Source organism: Micromonospora sp. DSM 45708 (assembly GCF_039566955.1).
GTDB lineage: Bacteria > Actinomycetota > Actinomycetes > Mycobacteriales > Micromonosporaceae > Micromonospora.
In genome coordinates this window covers 311,366-328,478 of the sequence record NZ_CP154796.1, presented here as the reverse complement: position 1 = coordinate 328,478, position 17,113 = coordinate 311,366, and the positions used below count along the sequence as shown (strand labels likewise).

General features: G+C 68.0%; 26 protein-coding genes. All 26 read right to left on the bottom strand.

Features of this window, described 5'->3' with window-relative positions; genetic code table 11:
- Positions 1-379: 379 nt before the first annotated feature.
- The 26 genes from map to fusA all read right to left on the bottom strand — a co-directional run bounded on the left by map (position 380) and on the right by fusA (position 17,071).
- Positions 380-1,231 (bottom strand): type I methionyl aminopeptidase, encoded by an 852-nt coding sequence (gene map / locus VKK44_RS01690; protein WP_343445073.1) that lies wholly within the window; start codon positions 1,229-1,231, stop codon positions 380-382.
- A gap of 89 nt (positions 1,232-1,320) precedes the next feature.
- The gene (locus VKK44_RS01685) at positions 1,321-1,974 is read right to left on the bottom strand and encodes an adenylate kinase (protein WP_281938097.1); all 654 of its coding nucleotides are present in this window, start codon (positions 1,972-1,974) and stop codon (positions 1,321-1,323) included.
- A complete protein-coding gene (secY, locus tag VKK44_RS01680; protein WP_343445071.1) occupies positions 1,975-3,300 on the bottom strand; it encodes a preprotein translocase subunit SecY in 1,326 nt (441 codons plus the stop codon).
- A gap of 234 nt (positions 3,301-3,534) precedes the next feature.
- Positions 3,535-3,978, bottom strand: a complete 444-nt coding sequence (rplO, locus tag VKK44_RS01675) for a 50S ribosomal protein L15 (protein ID WP_013288620.1) — start codon at positions 3,976-3,978, stop codon at positions 3,535-3,537.
- Complete coding sequence (rpmD, locus tag VKK44_RS01670) at positions 3,978-4,160, bottom strand: 50S ribosomal protein L30 (protein ID WP_012015110.1); 183 nt, start codon at positions 4,158-4,160, stop codon at positions 3,978-3,980. Before rpmD ends, rplO begins: the two co-directional genes overlap by 1 nt.
- Complete coding sequence (gene rpsE, locus VKK44_RS01665; protein ID WP_013288621.1) at positions 4,160-4,774, bottom strand: 30S ribosomal protein S5; 615 nt, start codon at positions 4,772-4,774, stop codon at positions 4,160-4,162. The genes rpmD and rpsE overlap by 1 nt, the downstream gene beginning before the upstream one ends.
- A gap of 33 nt (positions 4,775-4,807) precedes the next feature.
- On the bottom strand, positions 4,808-5,197 hold the full coding sequence (rplR, locus tag VKK44_RS01660; RefSeq protein WP_343445069.1) for a 50S ribosomal protein L18: 390 nt from the start codon (positions 5,195-5,197) through the stop codon (positions 4,808-4,810).
- Positions 5,194-5,736, bottom strand: a complete 543-nt coding sequence (gene rplF, locus VKK44_RS01655) for a 50S ribosomal protein L6 (protein ID WP_343445068.1) — start codon at positions 5,734-5,736, stop codon at positions 5,194-5,196. Before rplF ends, rplR begins: the two co-directional genes overlap by 4 nt.
- Before the next feature lie 16 nt (positions 5,737-5,752).
- Entirely contained in the window at positions 5,753-6,160 is a 408-nt protein-coding gene (rpsH, locus tag VKK44_RS01650; RefSeq protein ID WP_343445067.1) for a 30S ribosomal protein S8, read from the bottom strand.
- Between the two features lie 98 nt (positions 6,161-6,258).
- Positions 6,259-6,444, bottom strand: coding sequence for a type Z 30S ribosomal protein S14 (locus VKK44_RS01645; protein ID WP_007073023.1), 186 nt, complete (start codon positions 6,442-6,444; stop codon positions 6,259-6,261).
- 1 nt (position 6,445) lies between these two features.
- Positions 6,446-7,015 carry a 50S ribosomal protein L5 gene (gene rplE / locus VKK44_RS01640; protein WP_343445066.1) on the bottom strand — a complete coding sequence of 190 codons (570 nt, stop codon included), beginning with the start codon at positions 7,013-7,015 and terminating at the stop codon, positions 6,446-6,448.
- Positions 7,015-7,335, bottom strand: coding sequence for a 50S ribosomal protein L24 (gene rplX, locus VKK44_RS01635; RefSeq protein ID WP_018217055.1), 321 nt, complete (start codon positions 7,333-7,335; stop codon positions 7,015-7,017). Before rplX ends, rplE begins: the two co-directional genes overlap by 1 nt.
- A complete protein-coding gene (gene rplN / locus VKK44_RS01630; protein WP_007465279.1) occupies positions 7,332-7,700 on the bottom strand; it encodes a 50S ribosomal protein L14 in 369 nt (122 codons plus the stop codon). Before rplN ends, rplX begins: the two co-directional genes overlap by 4 nt.
- A 97-nt stretch (positions 7,701-7,797) precedes the next feature.
- Positions 7,798-8,079 carry a 30S ribosomal protein S17 gene (gene rpsQ / locus VKK44_RS01625; RefSeq protein ID WP_343445065.1) on the bottom strand — a complete coding sequence of 94 codons (282 nt, stop codon included), beginning with the start codon at positions 8,077-8,079 and terminating at the stop codon, positions 7,798-7,800.
- Positions 8,076-8,312 (bottom strand): 50S ribosomal protein L29, encoded by a 237-nt coding sequence (gene rpmC / locus VKK44_RS01620; protein ID WP_343445064.1) that lies wholly within the window; start codon positions 8,310-8,312, stop codon positions 8,076-8,078. The genes rpsQ and rpmC overlap by 4 nt, the downstream gene beginning before the upstream one ends.
- Positions 8,312-8,737 (bottom strand): 50S ribosomal protein L16, encoded by a 426-nt coding sequence (gene rplP, locus VKK44_RS01615; RefSeq protein WP_007465292.1) that lies wholly within the window; start codon positions 8,735-8,737, stop codon positions 8,312-8,314. Before rplP ends, rpmC begins: the two co-directional genes overlap by 1 nt.
- 3 nt (positions 8,738-8,740) lie before the next feature.
- Positions 8,741-9,613 carry a 30S ribosomal protein S3 gene (gene rpsC, locus VKK44_RS01610; protein WP_343445063.1) on the bottom strand — a complete coding sequence of 291 codons (873 nt, stop codon included), beginning with the start codon at positions 9,611-9,613 and terminating at the stop codon, positions 8,741-8,743.
- Positions 9,613-10,068, bottom strand: a complete 456-nt coding sequence (gene rplV, locus VKK44_RS01605) for a 50S ribosomal protein L22 (RefSeq protein ID WP_343445061.1) — start codon at positions 10,066-10,068, stop codon at positions 9,613-9,615. Before rplV ends, rpsC begins: the two co-directional genes overlap by 1 nt.
- A 40-nt stretch (positions 10,069-10,108) precedes the next feature.
- Positions 10,109-10,390 carry a 30S ribosomal protein S19 gene (gene rpsS, locus VKK44_RS01600; RefSeq protein ID WP_007073032.1) on the bottom strand — a complete coding sequence of 94 codons (282 nt, stop codon included), beginning with the start codon at positions 10,388-10,390 and terminating at the stop codon, positions 10,109-10,111.
- A 12-nt stretch (positions 10,391-10,402) separates the two neighbouring features.
- Entirely contained in the window at positions 10,403-11,242 is an 840-nt protein-coding gene (rplB, locus tag VKK44_RS01595) for a 50S ribosomal protein L2 (protein ID WP_091065788.1), read from the bottom strand.
- A gap of 12 nt (positions 11,243-11,254) precedes the next feature.
- Complete coding sequence (rplW, locus tag VKK44_RS01590; RefSeq protein ID WP_013288632.1) at positions 11,255-11,557, bottom strand: 50S ribosomal protein L23; 303 nt, start codon at positions 11,555-11,557, stop codon at positions 11,255-11,257.
- The gene (gene rplD, locus VKK44_RS01585; protein ID WP_343445060.1) at positions 11,554-12,219 is read right to left on the bottom strand and encodes a 50S ribosomal protein L4; all 666 of its coding nucleotides are present in this window, start codon (positions 12,217-12,219) and stop codon (positions 11,554-11,556) included. The genes rplW and rplD overlap by 4 nt, the downstream gene beginning before the upstream one ends.
- On the bottom strand, positions 12,216-12,881 hold the full coding sequence (gene rplC, locus VKK44_RS01580; protein WP_091065776.1) for a 50S ribosomal protein L3: 666 nt from the start codon (positions 12,879-12,881) through the stop codon (positions 12,216-12,218). The genes rplD and rplC overlap by 4 nt, the downstream gene beginning before the upstream one ends.
- A gap of 11 nt (positions 12,882-12,892) precedes the next feature.
- Positions 12,893-13,201 carry a 30S ribosomal protein S10 gene (gene rpsJ / locus VKK44_RS01575; protein WP_007073037.1) on the bottom strand — a complete coding sequence of 103 codons (309 nt, stop codon included), beginning with the start codon at positions 13,199-13,201 and terminating at the stop codon, positions 12,893-12,895.
- A 355-nt stretch (positions 13,202-13,556) separates the two neighbouring features.
- Positions 13,557-14,750, bottom strand: a complete 1,194-nt coding sequence (gene tuf / locus VKK44_RS01570; protein WP_089155259.1) for an elongation factor Tu — start codon at positions 14,748-14,750, stop codon at positions 13,557-13,559.
- 224 nt (positions 14,751-14,974) lie between these two features.
- A complete protein-coding gene (gene fusA, locus VKK44_RS01565) occupies positions 14,975-17,071 on the bottom strand; it encodes an elongation factor G (RefSeq protein ID WP_343445058.1) in 2,097 nt (698 codons plus the stop codon).
- Positions 17,072-17,113 lie beyond the last annotated feature (42 nt).

Genomic DNA, 17,113 nt, shown 5'->3' with positions numbered 1-17,113 from the left:
AGATCAGTAAACCCGCGCCAGCCGCGGCTCCGACTCCCACCGAAGCGCAGGGTGGGCATGGCGGAGTGGACGCTGTGCGCCGATCTGAAAGTGTACGCCCGCCTGCACGCCGTCGCCAAACCGGCCGGCCGTCAGATCCCTCGAACGGCGGATTTCCGGCCCCGCTGTGACCAGCCACACAGCGGTGGGAGGGTGAGGCGGCCAGCGGACCGGCAACTCCGGGGCGATATGCCTACGAGTCATATTTATGACCAGGAGGTATATCGCCGAAAAGTAGATGCCTCAATCGGCGGCGCGGTCCGCGCACGCCGCAGGCGCGGGCACGGCACGGACCCAGACACGGCACGGGCATGGCGTGGGCATGACGTGGGCGGGCGGGTCAGCGGGCCGGGGAGTTCGCCGGCTGGCGGGAGGTGACCAGCTCGCCGAGGCGGGCCCGGCCGCCGTCGGAGGCGGTGAGCACCCACACCCCGTCCGCCAGCAGCGCCATCGAGTGCTCCACGTGCACCGCCATCGAGCGGTCCCGCGTCACCACGGTCCAGCCGTCGGCCAACTCGACGGTACGCGGGGAGCCCGCCGTGATCATCGGCTCGATGGCGAGCGCCAGGCCGGGCACCAGCCGCGGCCCCTTGCCGGGGCGACCGTGGTTGAGCACGTGCGGGTCCTGGTGCATCTCCGTGCCGATGCCGTGGCCGCCGTAGCCGTCGACGATGCCGTACCGGCCGCCCTTGCGGACCGCGGTCTCCACCGCGTGCGAGATGTCGGTCAGCCGGCCCTTGCCGGAGGCCGCGCCCCGGGCCGCGGCGGCGATCCCGGCCCACATGGCGTCCTCGGCGACCTCGGCCATCCGCAGCAGGGCCGGATCGACCTCCCCCACGGCCACCGTGATGGCCGCGTCGCCGTGCCAGCCGTCGAGCACCGCCCCGCAGTCGATGGAGATCAGGTCGCCCTCGCGGAGCACCTGCTCCGGCGACGGGATGGCGTGCACCACCTGCTCGTTGACCGAGGAGCAGATCGACGCCGGGAAGCCGTGGTAACCCTTGAACGACGGGACCGCGCCGGCCTCCCGGATGGTCGCCTCGGCGATCGCGTCGAGATCGGCGGTGGACACACCGGGCGCGACCGCCTCCCGCATCCGGGCCAGGGCGCGGGCGACCACCAGACCGGCGGCCCGCATCAGCTCGATCTGCTCGGGGGTCTTCAGCTGGATGTCCAGCTGGGGACGGCGCATGACGGCGTCACCTTTCGTTACACCGAACAGCGGGGCACGTCGCGCGTACCCCGCTGTTCGTCATCTATCCGCCGGGCGGCGGTGGGAGGTCAGCCGCCGTACGACCGCAGCGCGTCGATGGCGCGGACGGTGACGTCCTCCACCGGCCCGGTCGCGTCGATGCCCACCAGCTTGCCCTGGGCGCCGTAGTAGTCGACGAGCGGCGCGGTCTTCTCGGAGTATTCCCGGAGCCGGGCGGCGATGGTCTCCGGCTTGTCGTCGTCGCGCTGGAACAGCTCCGCGCCGCAGCGGTCGCAGATGCCGTCCCGGGTGGTCGCGTCGAACTCGACGTGCCAGATCTTGCCGCAGCCCCGGCAGGTGCGCCGGCCGGAGAGCCGCCGGATCACCTCGTCGTCGTCGACGACCAGCTCCAACACCAGGTCCAGCATCGTGCCCAGGTCGGCGAGGAGCTTGTCCAGCTCGGCGGCCTGCGGCGTGGTACGCGGGAAGCCGTCGAGCAGGAAGCCCTCGCCGGCGTCCGGCTCGGCGAGCCGGTCCCGGACCATGTTGATGGTGACGTCGTCCGGGACCAGCTTGCCGGCGTCCATGTACCGCTTCGCCTCGACGCCCAGCGGCGTGCCCTGGGTGACGTTGGCCCGGAAGATGTCACCGGTCGAGATCTTCGGCACCGAGAGGTGCGCGGCGATGAACTCCGCCTGTGTGCCCTTGCCCGCGCCCGGCGGGCCAACCAGAACGAGTCGCATCTACCGCAGGAACCCTTCGTAGTTCCGCTGCATGAGTTGGCTCTCGATCTGCTTCACGGTCTCCAGACCGACGCCGACCATGATGAGCACAGCGGTGCCGCCGAACGGGAAGTTCTGGAACTGCTGGTTGTCCAGCCAGATGAAGAAGAAGTTCGGCAGGATCGCGACGATGCCGAGGTAGAGCGCGCCCGGCAGGGTGATCCGGCTGAGGATGAAGTCGAGGTACTCGGCGGTCGGCTTGCCGGGGCGGATGCCCGGCACGAAGCCGCCGTACTTCTTCATGTTGTCCGCGACCTCGGTCGGGTTGAACGTGATCGACACGTAGAAGTACGTGAAGAAGATGATCAGCAGGAAGTAGATCGCGATGTGCTCCGGCGCGCTCGCCTTCACGATGTGGTTCTGGATCCAGGCCTGGACCTTGCCCGGGTCGTTCTGGTCGAAGAACTGGAGCGCGAGCGTCGGCAGGTAGAGCAGCGACGAGGCGAAGATGACCGGGATGACGCCGGCCTGGTTCACCTTGAGCGGGATGTAGGTGGAGGTGCCGCCGTACATCCGCCGGCCGATCATGCGCTTCGCGTACTGCACCGGGATGCGGCGCTGCGCCTGCTCGATGAACGTGACCGCGGTGATGACCAGCAGCACCAGGGCGATGACGAGGAGGAACATCCCCCAGCCCTTGGTGGTCTTGATCTTCCAGCCCTCGCTGGGGAGCCGGGCCGCGATCGAGGTGAAGATCAGCACCGACATGCCGTTGCCGACGCCCCGGTCGGTGATCAGCTCGCCGAGCCACATCACCACGCCGGTGCCGGCGGTCATCGTCATCACCAGGACGGTGAGCGTCAGCCAGTCCGGGATGCCGGTGCCCTTGGGCACGATCGGGAACTGGTCGCACTGGTTGTTGAACAGCTGCCCGGAGCGGGCCAGCGCCACGAACGCCGAGGACTGGAGGATGCCCAGGCCCAGCGTCAGGTAGCGGGTGTACTGGGTGATCTTCGCCTGACCGGCCTGGCCCTCCTTGCGGAGCTGCTCCAGGCGCGGGATCACCACCGTCAGCAGCTGCAGGATGATCGACGCGGTGATGTAGGGCATGATGCCCAGCGCGAAGACCGAGAGCTGGAGCAGCGCGCCGCCGGAGAAGAGATCCAGCAGGTTGAGCACACCCGTGCTGCCCTGGATGGTGTCGAGGCACTTCTGCACGTTGCCGTACGAGACGCCCGGGCTGGGCAGCGTGGCGCCCAACCGGTAGACCGCGATGATGCCTACTGTGAACAGCAGCTTCTTGCGCAGGTCAGGCGTACGGAACGCACTGAGAAAGGCGGACAGCAACTTCTTCCTCCTGCGCGACGCGGGCCGCCGGTGACGATCCTGGCGGGGCGGGGTGGGTGCCGGGCGGAGTGCCCGGTATCCATGGCTGGCAACGGACTCTAACAGCCCGATCCCGGTCCGGGCAGATGTGCCCGGCTACATAAAACGAATCCGATGTTACCCGGCGCACACGCGACCGGTAGACCATGACGCCCGCCCAGTCGCGAACAACTGAGCGGGCGCCACGAAACTGCCTTACAGCTCGGTGACCGAGCCGCCGGCCGCGGTGATCTTCTCCTTGGCCGACGCGCTGAACGCGTGCGCCGACACCTGGAGGGACACGCCGCCGAGGTCGCCGGTGCCGAGCACCTTGACCGGGTGGCCCTTGCGGACCGCGCCGGCCTCGACCAGCTCGACCGGGCCGACCTGGCCGCCGTTCGGGAAGAGCTCCGCGAGCCGGTCCAGGTTGACCACCTGGAACACGACCTTGAACTTGTTCTTGAAGCCCTTCATCTTCGGCAGGCGCATGTGGATCGGCATCTGCCCACCCTCGAACGCCGCCGAGATGTTCTTGCGGGCCTTCGAGCCCTTGGTACCGCGTCCGGCGGTCTTGCCCTTCGAGCCCTCACCGCGACCCACACGGGTCTTGTCGGTCTTGGCCCCCGGAGCGGGACGCAGGTGGTGCACCTTGATCGTCATTACTCGACCTCCTCGACCTTCACGAGGTGGTTGACCGTGAAGATCATGCCGCGGATCTCCGGCCGGTCCTCCTTGACCACCACGTCGTTGATCCGCTTGAGACCGAGCGAACGCAGCGAGTCACGCTGGTTCTGCTTGGTCCCGATCTCGGACCGGACCTGGGTGACCTTCAGACGTGCCATCAGGACGCCACCCCCGCACGCGACGCCAGCATGGCGGCCGGCGCGACGTCCTCCACCGGCAGGCCACGACGCGCCGCGACCTGCTCGGGGGACTCGAGCCCCTTCAGGGCCGCCACGGTGGCGTGCACGATGTTGATCGGGTTGGACGATCCGAGGCTCTTGGAGAGCACGTCGTGGATGCCCGCGCACTCCAGCACGGCACGCACCGGGCCACCGGCGATGACACCCGTACCGGCGGAGGCCGGCTTGAGCAGCACCACACCGGCGGCGTCCTCGCCCGTGACCGGGTGCGGGATCGACTGACCGATCCGCGGCACCTTGAAGAAGTGCTTCTTGGCCTCCTCGACGCCCTTGGCGATCGCCGCGGGCACCTCCTTGGCCTTTCCGTAGCCCACGCCGACGGTGCCGTCGCCGTCGCCCACGATCACCAGGGCGGTGAAGCTGAAGCGACGACCACCCTTCACGACCTTGGCGACGCGGTTGATCGCGACGACCCGCTCGAGGTGCGGGGTCTTCTCGACGGGCGCGTTTCCGCGACCGCCCTCACGGCGGTTGTCGCGGCGACCACCCTCGTTGCCACCGGACCCGCCGCCACGGCGCTGTTGACCTGGCATCAGCAGCCTTCCTTATCTCTCGTGACGGGGTTTCTAGAACTCGAGCCCGGCTTCGCGGGCGGCCTTGGCAAGCGCGGCGACCCGCCCCGCGTACCGGTTGCCACCGCGGTCGAAGACGACCTTCGAGACGCCGGCGGCCTTGGCCCGCTCGGCGAGCAGCGCGCCGACCTTGCCGGCCAGGGCGCTCTTGTCGCCCTCGGTGCCGCGCAGCGAGGCGTCCATGGTCGAGGCCGACGCCAGGGTGTGACCCTTGGTGTCGTCGACGACCTGGGCGATGATGTGCCGCAGGGAACGGGTGACGACGAGGCGGGGACGCTCGGCGGTGCCGTTGACGTTCTTGCGAACCCGGAAGTGCCGACGCGCACGCCCGACGGCACGCTTGGCGGCAACGCCGCGGCGGCGCTTGAGCAGCGTGGCGCTCACTTCTTACCTGCCTTTCCAGCCTTACGGCGGATGACCTCGCCCTGGTACTTCACGCCCTTGCCCTTGTAGGGCTCCGGCGGGCGGATCTTCCGGATGTTGGCGGCGACCTCGCCGACCTGCTGCTTGTCGATGCCGGCCACGTGGAACAGCGTCGGCCGCTCGACCGTGAAGGTGATGCCGTCCGGCGCCTGCACCACGACCGGGTGCGAGAACCCGAGCGCGAACTCCAGGTCCTTGCCCTTGGCGGTGACGCGGTAACCGGTGCCGGCGATCTCCAGGCTCTTGCGGTAGCCCTCGGTCACCCCGACGATCATGTTGGCCACCAGCGTACGGCTCAGGCCGTGCAGCTCCTTGGCCTTGCGCTCGTCGTTGGGCCGGTTGACGTGCAGCTCGCCGTTCTCGCTGCGCTCCGCCGTGATCGGCTCGGCCAGCACGTGGCTCAGCTCGCCCTTGGGGCCCTTGACCTTGACGGTCTGGCCGTCGATCGTGATGTCGACGCCGGATGGCACCGGGATCGACTTACGTCCAATACGCGACATTTCTACCTGTCTCCCGTTACCAGACGAAGGCGAGGACTTCCCCGCCAACGCTCCGCTTGCGGGCCTGCCGGTCGGTGAGCAGCCCCTGGGACGTCGAAATGATCGCCACACCCAGCCCGCCGAGCACCCGCGGGAGCCCGTCCGACTTGGCGTACACCCGGAGACCGGGCTTGGACACGCGCTTGATGCCGGCCAGGCTCCGCTCGCGGTTCTGGCCGTACTTCAGCTCGACGACCAGTCGCTTGCCGACGGCACCCTCCTCGGGGTCGTCGACCGACCAGGTGGCGATGTAACCCTCGGACTTGAGGATCTCGGCGATGTTCGCCTTGATCTTCGAGTAGGGCATCGTCACCCGGTCGTGGTACGCCTGGTTGGCGTTACGCAGACGCGTGAGCATGTCTGCGATCGGGTCGGTCATCGTCATGAAAACTCGTCAACCTTTCTCGCCGGGGTTCCCCGGGCCAGGCCCGGGGCCTACGGCGAAGAGACAGTTCAGCTGACGCGCCGGAGCGCGCCGGGCTATTACCAGGAAGCCTTGGACACGCCGGGCAGCTCACCGCGGTGGGCCATCTCCCGGATGCACACCCGGCAGAGACCGAACTTGCGGTAGACCGCCTTCGGACGCCCGCACCGCTGGCAGCGGGTGTACGCGCGAACCGAGAACTTCGGCTTCGCGGCCGCCTTGAGGATCAGCGCCTTCTTGGCCATCTCAGTTCTCCTTGAACGGGAAGCCCAGGAGCTTGAGCAGCGCCCGGCCCTCGTCGTCGGTCGTGGCGGTCGTGACCACCGTGATGTCCATGCCCCGCTGGCGATCGATCTTGTCCTGGTCGATCTCGTGGAACACCGACTGCTCGGTCAGACCGAACGTGTAGTTGCCGTGCCCGTCGAGCTTGCGCCCGTCCAGACCGCGGAAGTCACGGATACGCGGCAGCGCGATGGAGAGCAGCCGGTCCAGGAACTCCCACATCCGGTCGCCCCGGAGGGTGACCTTCGCGCCGATCGGCATGCCCTCGCGGAGCTTGAACTGCGCGATGGACTTGGTGGCCCGCCGGACGAGCGGCTTCTGACCGGTGATGGTGGCCAGGTCGCGGACGGCGCCGTCGATCAGCTTGGCGTCGCGAGCGGCCTCGCCGACACCCATGTTGACGACGATCTTGACCATCCGCGGCACCTGCATCGGGTTGCCGTAGCTGTACTGCTTCTGCAGCTCGGCCACGATCTCGTTGCGGTACCGCTCCTTGAGGCGCGGCAGGGTCTTGGTTTCGGTAGCCGTGGTCATCACAGGTCCTTACCGGTGCTACGCGCGATGCGGACCTTCTGGCCGTTGTCGTCGATGCGGTAGCCGACGCGGGTCGGCTTGCCGTCGGAGTCCACGACCATCACGTTCGAGACGTGGATCGGGGCTTCCTGGGTGACGATGCCGCCGGTCTTGGCGCCACGCTGGGTGGTGCTGATGCGGGTGTGCTTCTTGACCCGGTTCACGCCCTCGACCAGGACCTTGTCCTGCCGCGGGTAGGCCGCGATGACCTTGCCCTTGGCACCCTTGTCCTTGCCGGCGATGACGACGACCGTGTCGCCCTTCTTGACCTTCACGGTCACAACACCTCCGGCGCGAGAGAGATGATCTTCATGAACCGCTTGTCCCGCAGCTCGCGGCCCACCGGGCCGAAGATGCGGGTACCGCGCGGGTCCCCACCGTCCTTGATGATGACGGCGGCGTTCTCGTCGAAGCGGATGTACGACCCGTCCGGCCGCCGCCTCTCCTTGGCGGTCCGAACGACGACAGCCTTGACGACGTCGCCCTTCTTCACACCGGCACCGGGGATCGCGTCCTTGACGGTGGCCACGATGACGTCGCCGATGCTCGCGTAGCGCCGACCGGAGCCACCGAGAACCCGGATGCACAGGATCTCCCGGGCACCCGTGTTGTCGGCGACGCGCAGTCGCGACTCCTGCTGAATCACGTCTATCTCCTATGTCTGCCGGTTCTCCGGCCGCCGGGGGCGGCCGGAGCCTGGCGGAACCTGCGCCCGACCGATCCCGGCCGAGCTCGAGCCTTCGCTACTTGGCCTTCTCGAGGATCTCCACGAGCCGCCACCGCTTGGTGGCGGAGAGCGGCCGGGTCTCCATGATCAGGACCCGGTCGCCGGTGCCGGCCGAGTTCTGCTCGTCGTGCACCTTCAGCTTGCGGGTACGACGCATGATCTTGCCGTACAGCGCGTGCTTGACCCGGTCCTCGACCTCGACCACGACGGTCTTGTCCATCTTGTCGCTGACCACGAGGCCCTCGCGCACCTTACGGCGGGACCGCGCGGCGGCGGTGGTGGTCGTGTTCTCACTCATGATGCAGTCACCTCAGTCGGCGCGGTCGAGAGACCCAGCTCACGCTCACGCATGATCGTGTAGATCCGGGCGATCTCCCGACGGATGACCTGCAGCCGCCGGTTGTTGTCCAGCTGCCCGGTCGCGCCCTGCACGCGGAGGTTGAACAGCTCCGCCTTCGCCTCGCGCAGCTTCGTGACCAGCTCCTCGTCGGAGTGCTCACGCAGCTCGGAGGCCTTGACGCCCGCTGCCATCAGGATTCACCCACTTCGCGCGTAACAATGCGGCACTTCATCGGGAGCTTGTGGATCGCGCGACGCATCGCCTCTCGCGCGATCTGCTCGTTGGGGAAGGACATCTCGAAGAGGACCCGCCCCGGCTTGACGTTGGCGACCCACCACTCGGGCGAACCCTTACCGGAACCCATCCGGGTCTCGGCCGGCTTCTTGGTGAGAGCCTGGTCCGGGAAGATCGTGATCCAGACCTTGCCACCACGCTTGATGTGGCGGGTCATCGCGATACGTGCCGACTCGATCTGACGGTTGGTCACGTACGCCGGCTCAAGAGCCTGGATCCCGAACTCGCCGAACACCACCCGGTTACCACCCTTGGACGCGCCACTGCGGTCCGGGTGGTGCGGCTTGCGGAAGCCCTTCGGGGGCTTGCGCGGCATCAGCATCTGTCAGCCCTCCTGCTGCGTTTCTGCCGGCTGGGTCGCGACCGCGGCCACGGCTCCGGCGTCGACCGGCTCACCGGCCGGCGTCTCCGCCTGCTGCGCGATGGTGGTCGCGGCAGCCCGGCCGGCCTCGGTGCCACCGGCGGTCGTACCCGACGAGCCCGACCGGCCACGACGCGGCCGGTCCGGCCGGTCGCCGCGGTCGCGGCGCGGGCCGCGCGACGGGGCGGCCTCGGCCGGGGCCTCGCGGCCCGGCACGGCGTCACCCTTGTAGATCCAGACCTTCACGCCGACCCGGCCGAAGGTGGTACGGGCCTCGAAGAAGCCGTACTCGATGTTGGCCCGCAGCGTGTGCAGCGGGACGCGACCCTCGCGGTAGAACTCGGTCCGGCTCATCTCGGCGCCGCCGAGACGGCCCGAGACCTGGACCCGGATGCCCTTGCAGGCCGGGTTCTTCATCGCGGACTGCATCGCCTTGCGCATGGCCCGACGGAAGCTGACCCGGCTGGACAGCTGCTCGGCGACGCCCTGGGCGACCAGCTGCGCGTCCGACTCGGGGTTCTTCACCTCGATGATGTTCAGCTGGACCTGCTTGCCGGTGAGCTTCTCCAGCTCGCCGCGGATCCGGTCGGCCTCCGCACCCTTACGGCCGATGACGATGCCCGGCCGGGCGGTGTGGATGTCGACGCGGACCCGGTCGCGGGTGCGCTCGATGTCGACCTTGGAGATGCCGGCACGCTCGAGGCCCTTGGACATCATCCGGCGGATCTTGACGTCCTCGCCGATGTAGTCCTTGTAGAGCTTGTCCGCGAACCAGCGGGACTTCCAGTCGGTCGAGATGCCGAGCCGGAACCCAGTGGGGTGAACCTTCTGACCCATTACTCGGCACCCTCCGTCGTGCTCTGCGCCTGCGCCGGCTCGGCCTGCTTGGCCGGAGCGGCCTTCTTGGCCGACTTCTTCGGCGCGGCCGGCGCCACGGCCTCGACCGCCACCGTGATGTGGCAGGTCCGCTTGCGGATCCGGTACGCCCGGCCCTGCGCCCGCGGCCGGAACCGCTTCATCGTCGGGCCCTCGTCGACGAACGCCTCGCTGACGAGCAGCGCGTCGGGGTCCAGCCGCTCGTTGTTCTCCGCGTTGGCGATCGCGCTCGCGAGCACCTTGTACACCTGCTCGCTCGCAGCCTGCGGCGCGAACTGCAGCACCGTGAGCGCCTCCTTCGCGGGCAGGCCGCGGACGAGGTTGACCACCCGGCGCGCCTTCATCGGCGAGATGCGCACGTGCCGCGCAACCGCCCGCGCGCCCGGAAGCACCGGAGCGTCGCCCATTCCTGGCATCGCTGTAACCCCTTGTTCCTCTATCCGTATGCCCGCGGCGTCAGCGCCGGCGGCTCTTCCGGTCGTCCTTCTCGTGACCCTTGAACGTGCGGGTCAGCGCGAACTCGCCGAGCTTGTGCCCGACCATGGCCTCGGTCACGAAGACCGGGACGTGCTTGCGTCCGTCGTGCACGGCGATCGTGTGTCCCAGCATCTCCGGGATGATCGTCGAGCGCCGCGACCAGGTCTTGATCACGTTCTTCGAGCCCTTGTCGTTCTGCGTCTCCACCTTCTTGAGCAGGTGGTCGTCGACGAACGGGCCCTTCTTCAGGCTGCGAGGCATGTCTTATCTCCCTCAGCCGCGCTTACGCGTGGCGTAGCGGCGGCGGACGATCAGCCGGTCGCTCGGCTGGCCCTTACGACGGGTGCGGCCCTCGGGCTTACCCTGCGGGTTGACCGGGTGGCGACCACCGGAGGTCTTACCCTCACCACCACCGTGCGGGTGGTCGACCGGGTTCATGGCGACACCACGGACGGTCGGGCGCTTGCCCTTCCACCGCATGCGGCCGGCCTTGCCCCAGTTGATGTTCGACTGGTCGGCGTTGCCGATCTCGCCGACGCTGGCGCGGCAGCGCACGTCGACCCGCCGGATCTCACCGGACGGCATACGCAGGGTCGCGTACGCGCCCTCGCGGCCGAGGAGCTGGATGCCGACGCCGGCCGAGCGGGCCAGCTTGGCGCCGCCGCCCGGACGCAGCTCCACGTTGTGGATGGTGGTACCGACCGGGATGTTGCGCAGCGGCAGGTTGTTGCCCGGCTTGATGTCGGCGCCCGGACCGGACTCGACGCGGTCGCCCTGCTTCAGGTCCTTCGGCGCGAGGATGTAGCGCTTCTCGCCGTCGGCGTAGTGCAGCAGCGCGATGCGCGCGGTGCGGTTCGGGTCGTACTCGATGTGGGCGACCTTCGCCGGCACGCCGTCCTTGTCGACCCGCTTGAAGTCGATCAGACGGTACTGGCGCTTGTGACCGCCACCGTGGTGCCGCGTGGTGATCCGGCCGTGGGCGTTACGCCCGCCCTTCTTCGGCAGCGGAGCCAGCAGCGACTTCTCCGGCGTGGACCGGGTGATCTCGGCGAAGTCGGCGACGCTGGAACCTCGCCGGCCCGGCGTCGTCGGCTTGTACTTACGGATAGCCATTGTCTACACCCCTCAGCTGACCGGGCCGCCGAAGGCCTCGATACGGTCACCGTCAGCCAGCTTCACCATCGCGCGCTTGGTGTCCTTGCGCTTGCCGAACCCGGTACGGGTCCGCTTGCGCTTGCCCTCGCGGTTGAGCGTGTTGACCGTCAGGACGCGGACGTTGAAGATCTGCTGGATAGCGATCTTGATCTCGGTCTTGTTCGCGTCCGGGTGCACCAGGAAGGTGTACCAGTTCCGGTTCAGCTCGCTGTAGCTCTTCTCCGAGACGACCGGCGCGACGATGACGTCACGCGGATCGGCGATCGTGCTCACTTGCCATCCTCCTCGGTGGTCTCGGCGGGCACACCCAGGAACTCGTCCAGGGCCTCCTTGGTGAAGACCACGTCGTCGGCCACCAACACGTCGTACGTGTTGAGCTGGCCGGCCTCGATCAGGTGCACCAGGCTGTCCCGCGTGTTACGCAGGTTCCGCAGCGACACCCAGTTCAGCTCGTCGGTGCTGCTCAGCACGACCAGCACCCGCCGGGCGGAGGTCAGCTTCGTCAGCGTGGCCAGGGCGGCCTTGGTCGACGGCTTCTCGCCCGAGACGAACGCCTCGACGACGTGCACCTGGCCGGCGCGGGCCCGGTCGGAGAGGGCGCCACGCAGGGCGGCGGCCTTCATCTTCTTCGGGGTGCGCTGGCTGTAGTCGCGCGGCGTCGGGCCGTGGACCACGCCACCGCCGGCGAACTGCGGCGCGCGGGTCGAGCCCTGACGGGCCCGACCGGTGCCCTTCTGCTTGTACGGCTTCCGGCCACCGCCGGAGACCTCGCCGCGGGTCTTGGTCTTGTGCGTGCCCTGCCGGGCCGCCGCGAGCTGAGCCACCACGACCTGGTGCATCAGCGCGACGTTGGCCTGGACGTCGAAGATGTCGGCCGGCAGCTCGACGGAGCCGCTCTTGCCGCCTTCGACGTTGAGGACGTCAACGGTGGTCACTTGGCCACACCGCCCTTCTTCACCTTCGCCTTGGCCGCGGTGCGGACCAGGACGAGCGCGCCCTTCGGGCCCGGGATGGCGCCACGGACGAGCAGGAGGTTGTTCTCGGTGTCGACCGCCTGGACGGTCAGGTTCTGGACGGTGTAGCGCACGCCACCCATCCGGCCCGCCATCCGGGTGCCCTTGAAGACGCGACCCGGGGTGGCGCAGGCGCCGATCGAGCCGGGCGAGCGGTGCTTGCGCTCGACACCGTGGCTGGCGCGCAGACCGTGGAAGCCGTGCCGCTTCATCGGGCCGGCGTAGCCCTTGCCCTTGGTCTTGCCGGTCACGTCGATCACGGCGCCGACCGGGAACTCGCCGACCGTGACCTCCTGGCCCGGCGCGTAGTCCGCGGCGTCGGCGGTGCGCAGCTCGACGATGTGCCGGCGCGGCGCGACGTCCGCCTTGGCGTAGTGCCCGGCGACCGGCTTCTTGACCTTGCGCGGGTCGATGGCCCCGTAGGCGAGCTGAACGGCGGAGTAGCCGTCCTTGTCGGCGCTACGAACCTGGCTCACGACGCACGGGCCGGCCTCGACCACGGTCACGGGGACGACCTTGTTGTTGTCCCAGACCTGGGTCATGCCGAGCTTGGCGCCCAGGATCCCCTTGACTTGCCTGTCCATTTGATCGATCCCTACAGCTTGATCTCGATGTCGACGCCAGCCGGCAGGTCGAGGCGCATGAGCGAGTCGACCGTCTTCGGGGTCGGGTCGATGATGTCGATCAGACGCTTGTGCGTGCGCATCTCGAAGTGCTCGCGCGAGTCCTTGTACTTGTGCGGCGAGCGGATGACGCAGAAACGGTTGATCTCCGTGGGCAGCGGCACCGGGCCAGCGACCTGCGCCCCGGTACGCGTCACCGTCTCGACGATCTTCCGAGCCGAGGAGTCGACGACCTCGTGGTCATAGGCCTTGAGCCGGATGCGGATCTTCTGTCCCGCCATGGTGGCTTCTGTTCCTTCTCTCGATGCCGCTGTGTTGCGGGCACCTGTACCGGCTGGTACAGGCCCACTTCCGCCGACCCCCGCGGTCGGGCGTGTCGCGCCCGTGGACCAGGCTCCGCCCCGAGGCTCCGGAGCGATTCTCTGACCGCGCGGTGGGTCATGGCGCCGATCGCGATAACCGCGACCTGGACGCCGCGCGAGGGTGGTTGACCGCCGATGGCGATCAACCACCCCACGCGAAACGATCTGACTCCCGGAGGTCCAGCCTCAACCGGACGCAGGTGACCGACCGTCGTTACGCAACCTGACTAGTATGCCGCACGACCGGCGGCGACGCTAATCGGGGTTACCCAGCTCACTTAACGATCTTGGTGACGCGACCCGCGCCAACCGTACGACCGCCCTCGCGGATCGCGAACTTGAGGTTGTCCTCCATCGCGATGGGCTGGATGAGCTTCACGGACATCGTGGTGTTGTCGCCCGGCATGACCATCTCGGTGCCCTCGGGCAGCGTGACGACGCCGGTGACGTCCGTGGTGCGGAAGTAGAACTGCGGGCGGTAGTTCTGGAAGAACGGGGTGTGCCGGCCACCCTCCTCCTTGGAGAGGATGTAGACCGTCGCCTCGAACTCCGTGTGCGGGGTGTTGCTGCCCGGCTTGATGACCACCATGCCGCGCTCGACGTCCTCGCGCTTGGTGCCACGCAGCAGCAGACCGACGTTCTCGCCTGCGCGGGCGTCGTCCAGGGTCTTCCGGAACATCTCGATCGCGGTGACCTTGGTCTTGAAGCCCTTCTCGCGGATGCCGACGACCTCGACGTCCTCGTTCGGGAGCAGCACGCCACGCTCGACACGACCGGTGACGACGGTGCCACGACCGGTGATCGTGAACACGTCCTCGACGGGCATGAGGAACGGCTTCTCGGTCTCGCGCTCCGGCTGCGGGATCGCGGTGTCGACCGCGCTCATCAGCTCGAGCAGCTTCTCGGTCCAGACCGGGTCGCCCTCGAGCGCCTTCAGCGCGGAGACCTGGACGACCGGCAGGTCGTCACCCGGGTACTCCTGCGCCGACAGCAGCTCGCGGACCTCGAGCTCGACGAGCTCCAGGAGCTCCTCGTCGTCGACCATGTCGCTCTTGTTGAGCGCCACGACGATGTACGGCACGCCGACCTGACGGGCCAGCAGCACGTGCTCGCGGGTCTGCGGCATCGGGCCGTCGGTCGCCGCCACCACCAGGATCGCGCCGTCCATCTGCGCGGCACCGGTGATCATGTTCTTGATGTAGTCGGCGTGACCGGGGCAGTCGACGTGCGCGTAGTGACGCGCCTCGGTCTGGTACTCGACGTGCGCGATCGAGATCGTGATGCCGCGGGCCTTCTCCTCCGGCGCCTTGTCGATCTCGTCGAACGGCGTGTACGGGTTCAGGTCCGGGTACTGGTCGTGCAGGACCTTCGTGATGGCCGCCGTCAGCGTCGTCTTACCGTGGTCGATGTGACCAATGGTGCCGATGTTGACGTGCGGCTTAGTCCGCTCGAACTTCGCCTTCGCCACTGGTGTCCTCCTGGTGGACTTTCTTGGTTCGTTCGCCCCGGTGCGCCGGTCGGCGCGTAGGACTCTGTCGACAGCCTTTCCGGCCTGACGGCCGGATAGCCTTTGTGGGTTCTGCGGCGATGAAGCCTACAGGCCCGGATTCACACAACCCGACCGAGGTGGCCGCGGGCGGGAGATCCCTCCCGCGACCGGCCCCGGATCACCGGGTCAGCGCAGGGTGAGCCTCACTCACCCGTCGCCTTGGCGATGATCTCCTTCGCCACGCTCTGCGGCACTTCGGCGTAGGAGTCGAACTGCATGCTGTAGCTAGCCCGGCCCTGGGTCTTCGACCGCAGGTCGCCGACGTAGCCGAACATCTCCGACAACGGCACCAGAGCCCGGACGACGCGAGCGCCGCTGCGCTCCTCCATCGCCTGGATGATGCCCCGCCGGGAGTTGAGGTCGCCGATGACGTCACCCATGTTCTCCTCCGGAGTGGTGACTTCAACGGCCATCATCGGCTCGAGCAGTGCGGGGTCGGCCTTGCGGGCCGCCTCCTTCATCACCATCGAACCGGCGATCTTGAACGCCATCTCGGACGAGTCGACCTCGTGGTACTGGCCGTCCAGCAGCGTCAGCTTGAGACCCACCAGCGGGAAGCCGGCGAGAATGCCGTACTGCATGGCGTCCTGGGCGCCGGCGTCCACCGACGGGATGAACTCCCGCGGGATGCGGCCACCGGTGACGGCGTTCGCGAACTCGTAGGTCGGCGAGTCGTTGCCCAGGGGCAGCGGCTCGAGGCTCACGATCACGCGGGCGTACTGGCCGGAACCACCGGTCTGCTTCTTGTGGGTGTACTCGACCTTGTCCACCTTGCGGCGGATGGTCTCGCGGTACGCCACCTGCGGCTTGCCGATGTTCGCCTCGACGTTGAACTCGCGGCGCATCCGGTCGACCAGGATGTCCAGGTGCAGCTCGCCCATGCCGGAGATGACCGTCTGACCGGTCTGGTCGTCCAGCTTGACGCGGAAGGTCGGGTCCTCCTCGGCCAGCCGCTGGATGGCGGTGCTGAGCTTCTCCTGGTCGGCCTTGGTCTTCGGCTCGATGGCCACCTCGATGACCGGCTCCGGGAACGTCATCGACTCGAGGATGACCGGGTTCGCCGGGTCGCACAGGGTGTCACCGGTGGTGGTCTGCTTCAGACCCTGGACCGCGATGATGTCGCCGGCCTTGGCGGAGCCGCGCTCCTCACGCTTGTTCGCGTGCATCTGGTAGATCTTGCCGATGCGCTCCTTGCGGTCCTTGGTGGAGTTGACCACCTGGGACCCGGACTCGACCACGCCGGAGTAGACCCGGACGTAGGTGAGCTTACCGAGGTGCTTGTCGGTCTGGATCTTGAACGCCAGGCCGGAGAACGGCTCGGAGGGGGACGGCTTCCGCAGCATCGGCGTCTCGCCGTCGGTGGCCGTACCCTCGATCGCCGGGACGTCCAGCGGCGACGGCAGGAAGTCGATGACGGCGTCGAGCATGGGCTGGACGCCCTTGTTCTTGAACGCCGAACCGCAGAGCACCGGGTTGGCCTTGCCGGCGATGGTGGACCGGCGGATGGCGGCCTTGATCTCCTCGGCGGAGATCTCCTCGCCCTCCAGGTACTTCTCCATCACCGAGTCGTCGACGTCGGCGAGGGTCTCCATCAGCTTCTCGCGCCACTCGGCCGCGGAGTCGGCCAGCTCGGCCGGGATCTCCTCGATCGCGTAGTCCTCACCCTTCTGGGTCTCCCCGCGCCAGGTGAGGGCGCGCATGCCGATCAGGTCGACGACGCCGATGTGGTCGCCCTCGAGGCCGATCGGGATCTGGAGCACCAGCGGGGTGGCGTTGAGCCGGTCGATCATCATCTGCACGCAGCGGAAGAAGTCGGCGCCGGTCCGGTCGAGCTTGTTGACGAAGCACATGCGGGGGACGTTGTACTTGTCCGCCTGCCGCCAGACGTTCTCCGTCTGCGGCTCCACACCGGCCACGCCGTCGTACACCGCGACCGCACCGTCCAGAACACGCAGCGACCGCTCCACCTCGACCGTGAAGTCGACGTGGCCGGGCGTGTCGATGATCTGGATCGTGTGGCCCTTCCACTCGCACTTCGTGGCGGCGGAAGTGATGGTGATACCGCGCTCCTGCTCCTGCTCCATCCAGTCCATGACGGCGGCGCCCTCGTGGACCTCGCCGATCTTGTACGTGATGCCGGTGTAGAACAGGATTCGCTCGGTGGTAGTGGTCTTACCGGCATCGATGTGCGCCATGATGCCGATATTGCGTACGTTGGCGAGCGCGTCTGCGGCGGCCACTTCAATCCCTACTTATCGTCGTCTCGACACAACTGGTGGCGG

Bases quoted from the DNA above. Each gene is read 5' to 3' on its own strand.
- rpsC (WP_343445063.1), bottom strand. From the start codon at position 9,613: ATGGGTCAGAAGGTTCACCCCACTGGGTTCCGGCTCGGCATCTCGACC.
- rplV (WP_343445061.1), bottom strand. From the start codon at position 10,068: ATGCCAGGAATGGGCGACGCTCCGGTGCTTCCGGGCGCGCGGGCGGTT.
- map (WP_343445073.1), bottom strand. From the start codon at position 1,231: ATGCGCCGTCCCCAGCTGGACATCCAGCTGAAGACCCCCGAGCAGATC.
- rpsJ (WP_007073037.1), bottom strand. From the start codon at position 13,201: ATGGCGGGACAGAAGATCCGCATCCGGCTCAAGGCCTATGACCACGAG.
- VKK44_RS01645 (WP_007073023.1), bottom strand. From the start codon at position 6,444: ATGGCCAAGAAGGCGCTGATCCTCAAGGCGGCCGCGAAGCCGAAGTTC.
- rpmD (WP_012015110.1), bottom strand. From the start codon at position 4,160: ATGGCACGTCTGAAGGTCACCCAGGTCCGGTCCGAGATCGGGACCAAG.
- rpsH (WP_343445067.1), bottom strand. From the start codon at position 6,160: ATGACGATGACCGACCCGATCGCAGACATGCTCACGCGTCTGCGTAAC.
- rpsQ (WP_343445065.1), bottom strand. From the start codon at position 8,079: ATGAGTGAGAACACGACCACCACCGCCGCCGCGCGGTCCCGCCGTAAG.
- rpsE (WP_013288621.1), bottom strand. From the start codon at position 4,774: ATGCCAGGTCAACAGCGCCGTGGCGGCGGGTCCGGTGGCAACGAGGGT.
- rpsS (WP_007073032.1), bottom strand. From the start codon at position 10,390: ATGCCTCGCAGCCTGAAGAAGGGCCCGTTCGTCGACGACCACCTGCTC.
- VKK44_RS01685 (WP_281938097.1), bottom strand. From the start codon at position 1,974: ATGCGACTCGTTCTGGTTGGCCCGCCGGGCGCGGGCAAGGGCACACAG.
- rplB (WP_091065788.1), bottom strand. From the start codon at position 11,242: ATGGCTATCCGTAAGTACAAGCCGACGACGCCGGGCCGGCGAGGTTCC.
- rplP (WP_007465292.1), bottom strand. From the start codon at position 8,737: ATGCTGATGCCGCGCAAGCCCCCGAAGGGCTTCCGCAAGCCGCACCAC.
- rplC (WP_091065776.1), bottom strand. From the start codon at position 12,881: ATGGACAGGCAAGTCAAGGGGATCCTGGGCGCCAAGCTCGGCATGACC.
- rplO (WP_013288620.1), bottom strand. From the start codon at position 3,978: ATGACGATCAAGGTGCACCACCTGCGTCCCGCTCCGGGGGCCAAGACC.
- rplE (WP_343445066.1), bottom strand. From the start codon at position 7,015: ATGACCACGGCTACCGAAACCAAGACCCTGCCGCGCCTCAAGGAGCGG.
- rpmC (WP_343445064.1), bottom strand. From the start codon at position 8,312: ATGGCAGCGGGCGTCAAGGCCTCCGAGCTGCGTGAGCACTCCGACGAG.
- rplF (WP_343445068.1), bottom strand. From the start codon at position 5,736: ATGTCGCGTATTGGACGTAAGTCGATCCCGGTGCCATCCGGCGTCGAC.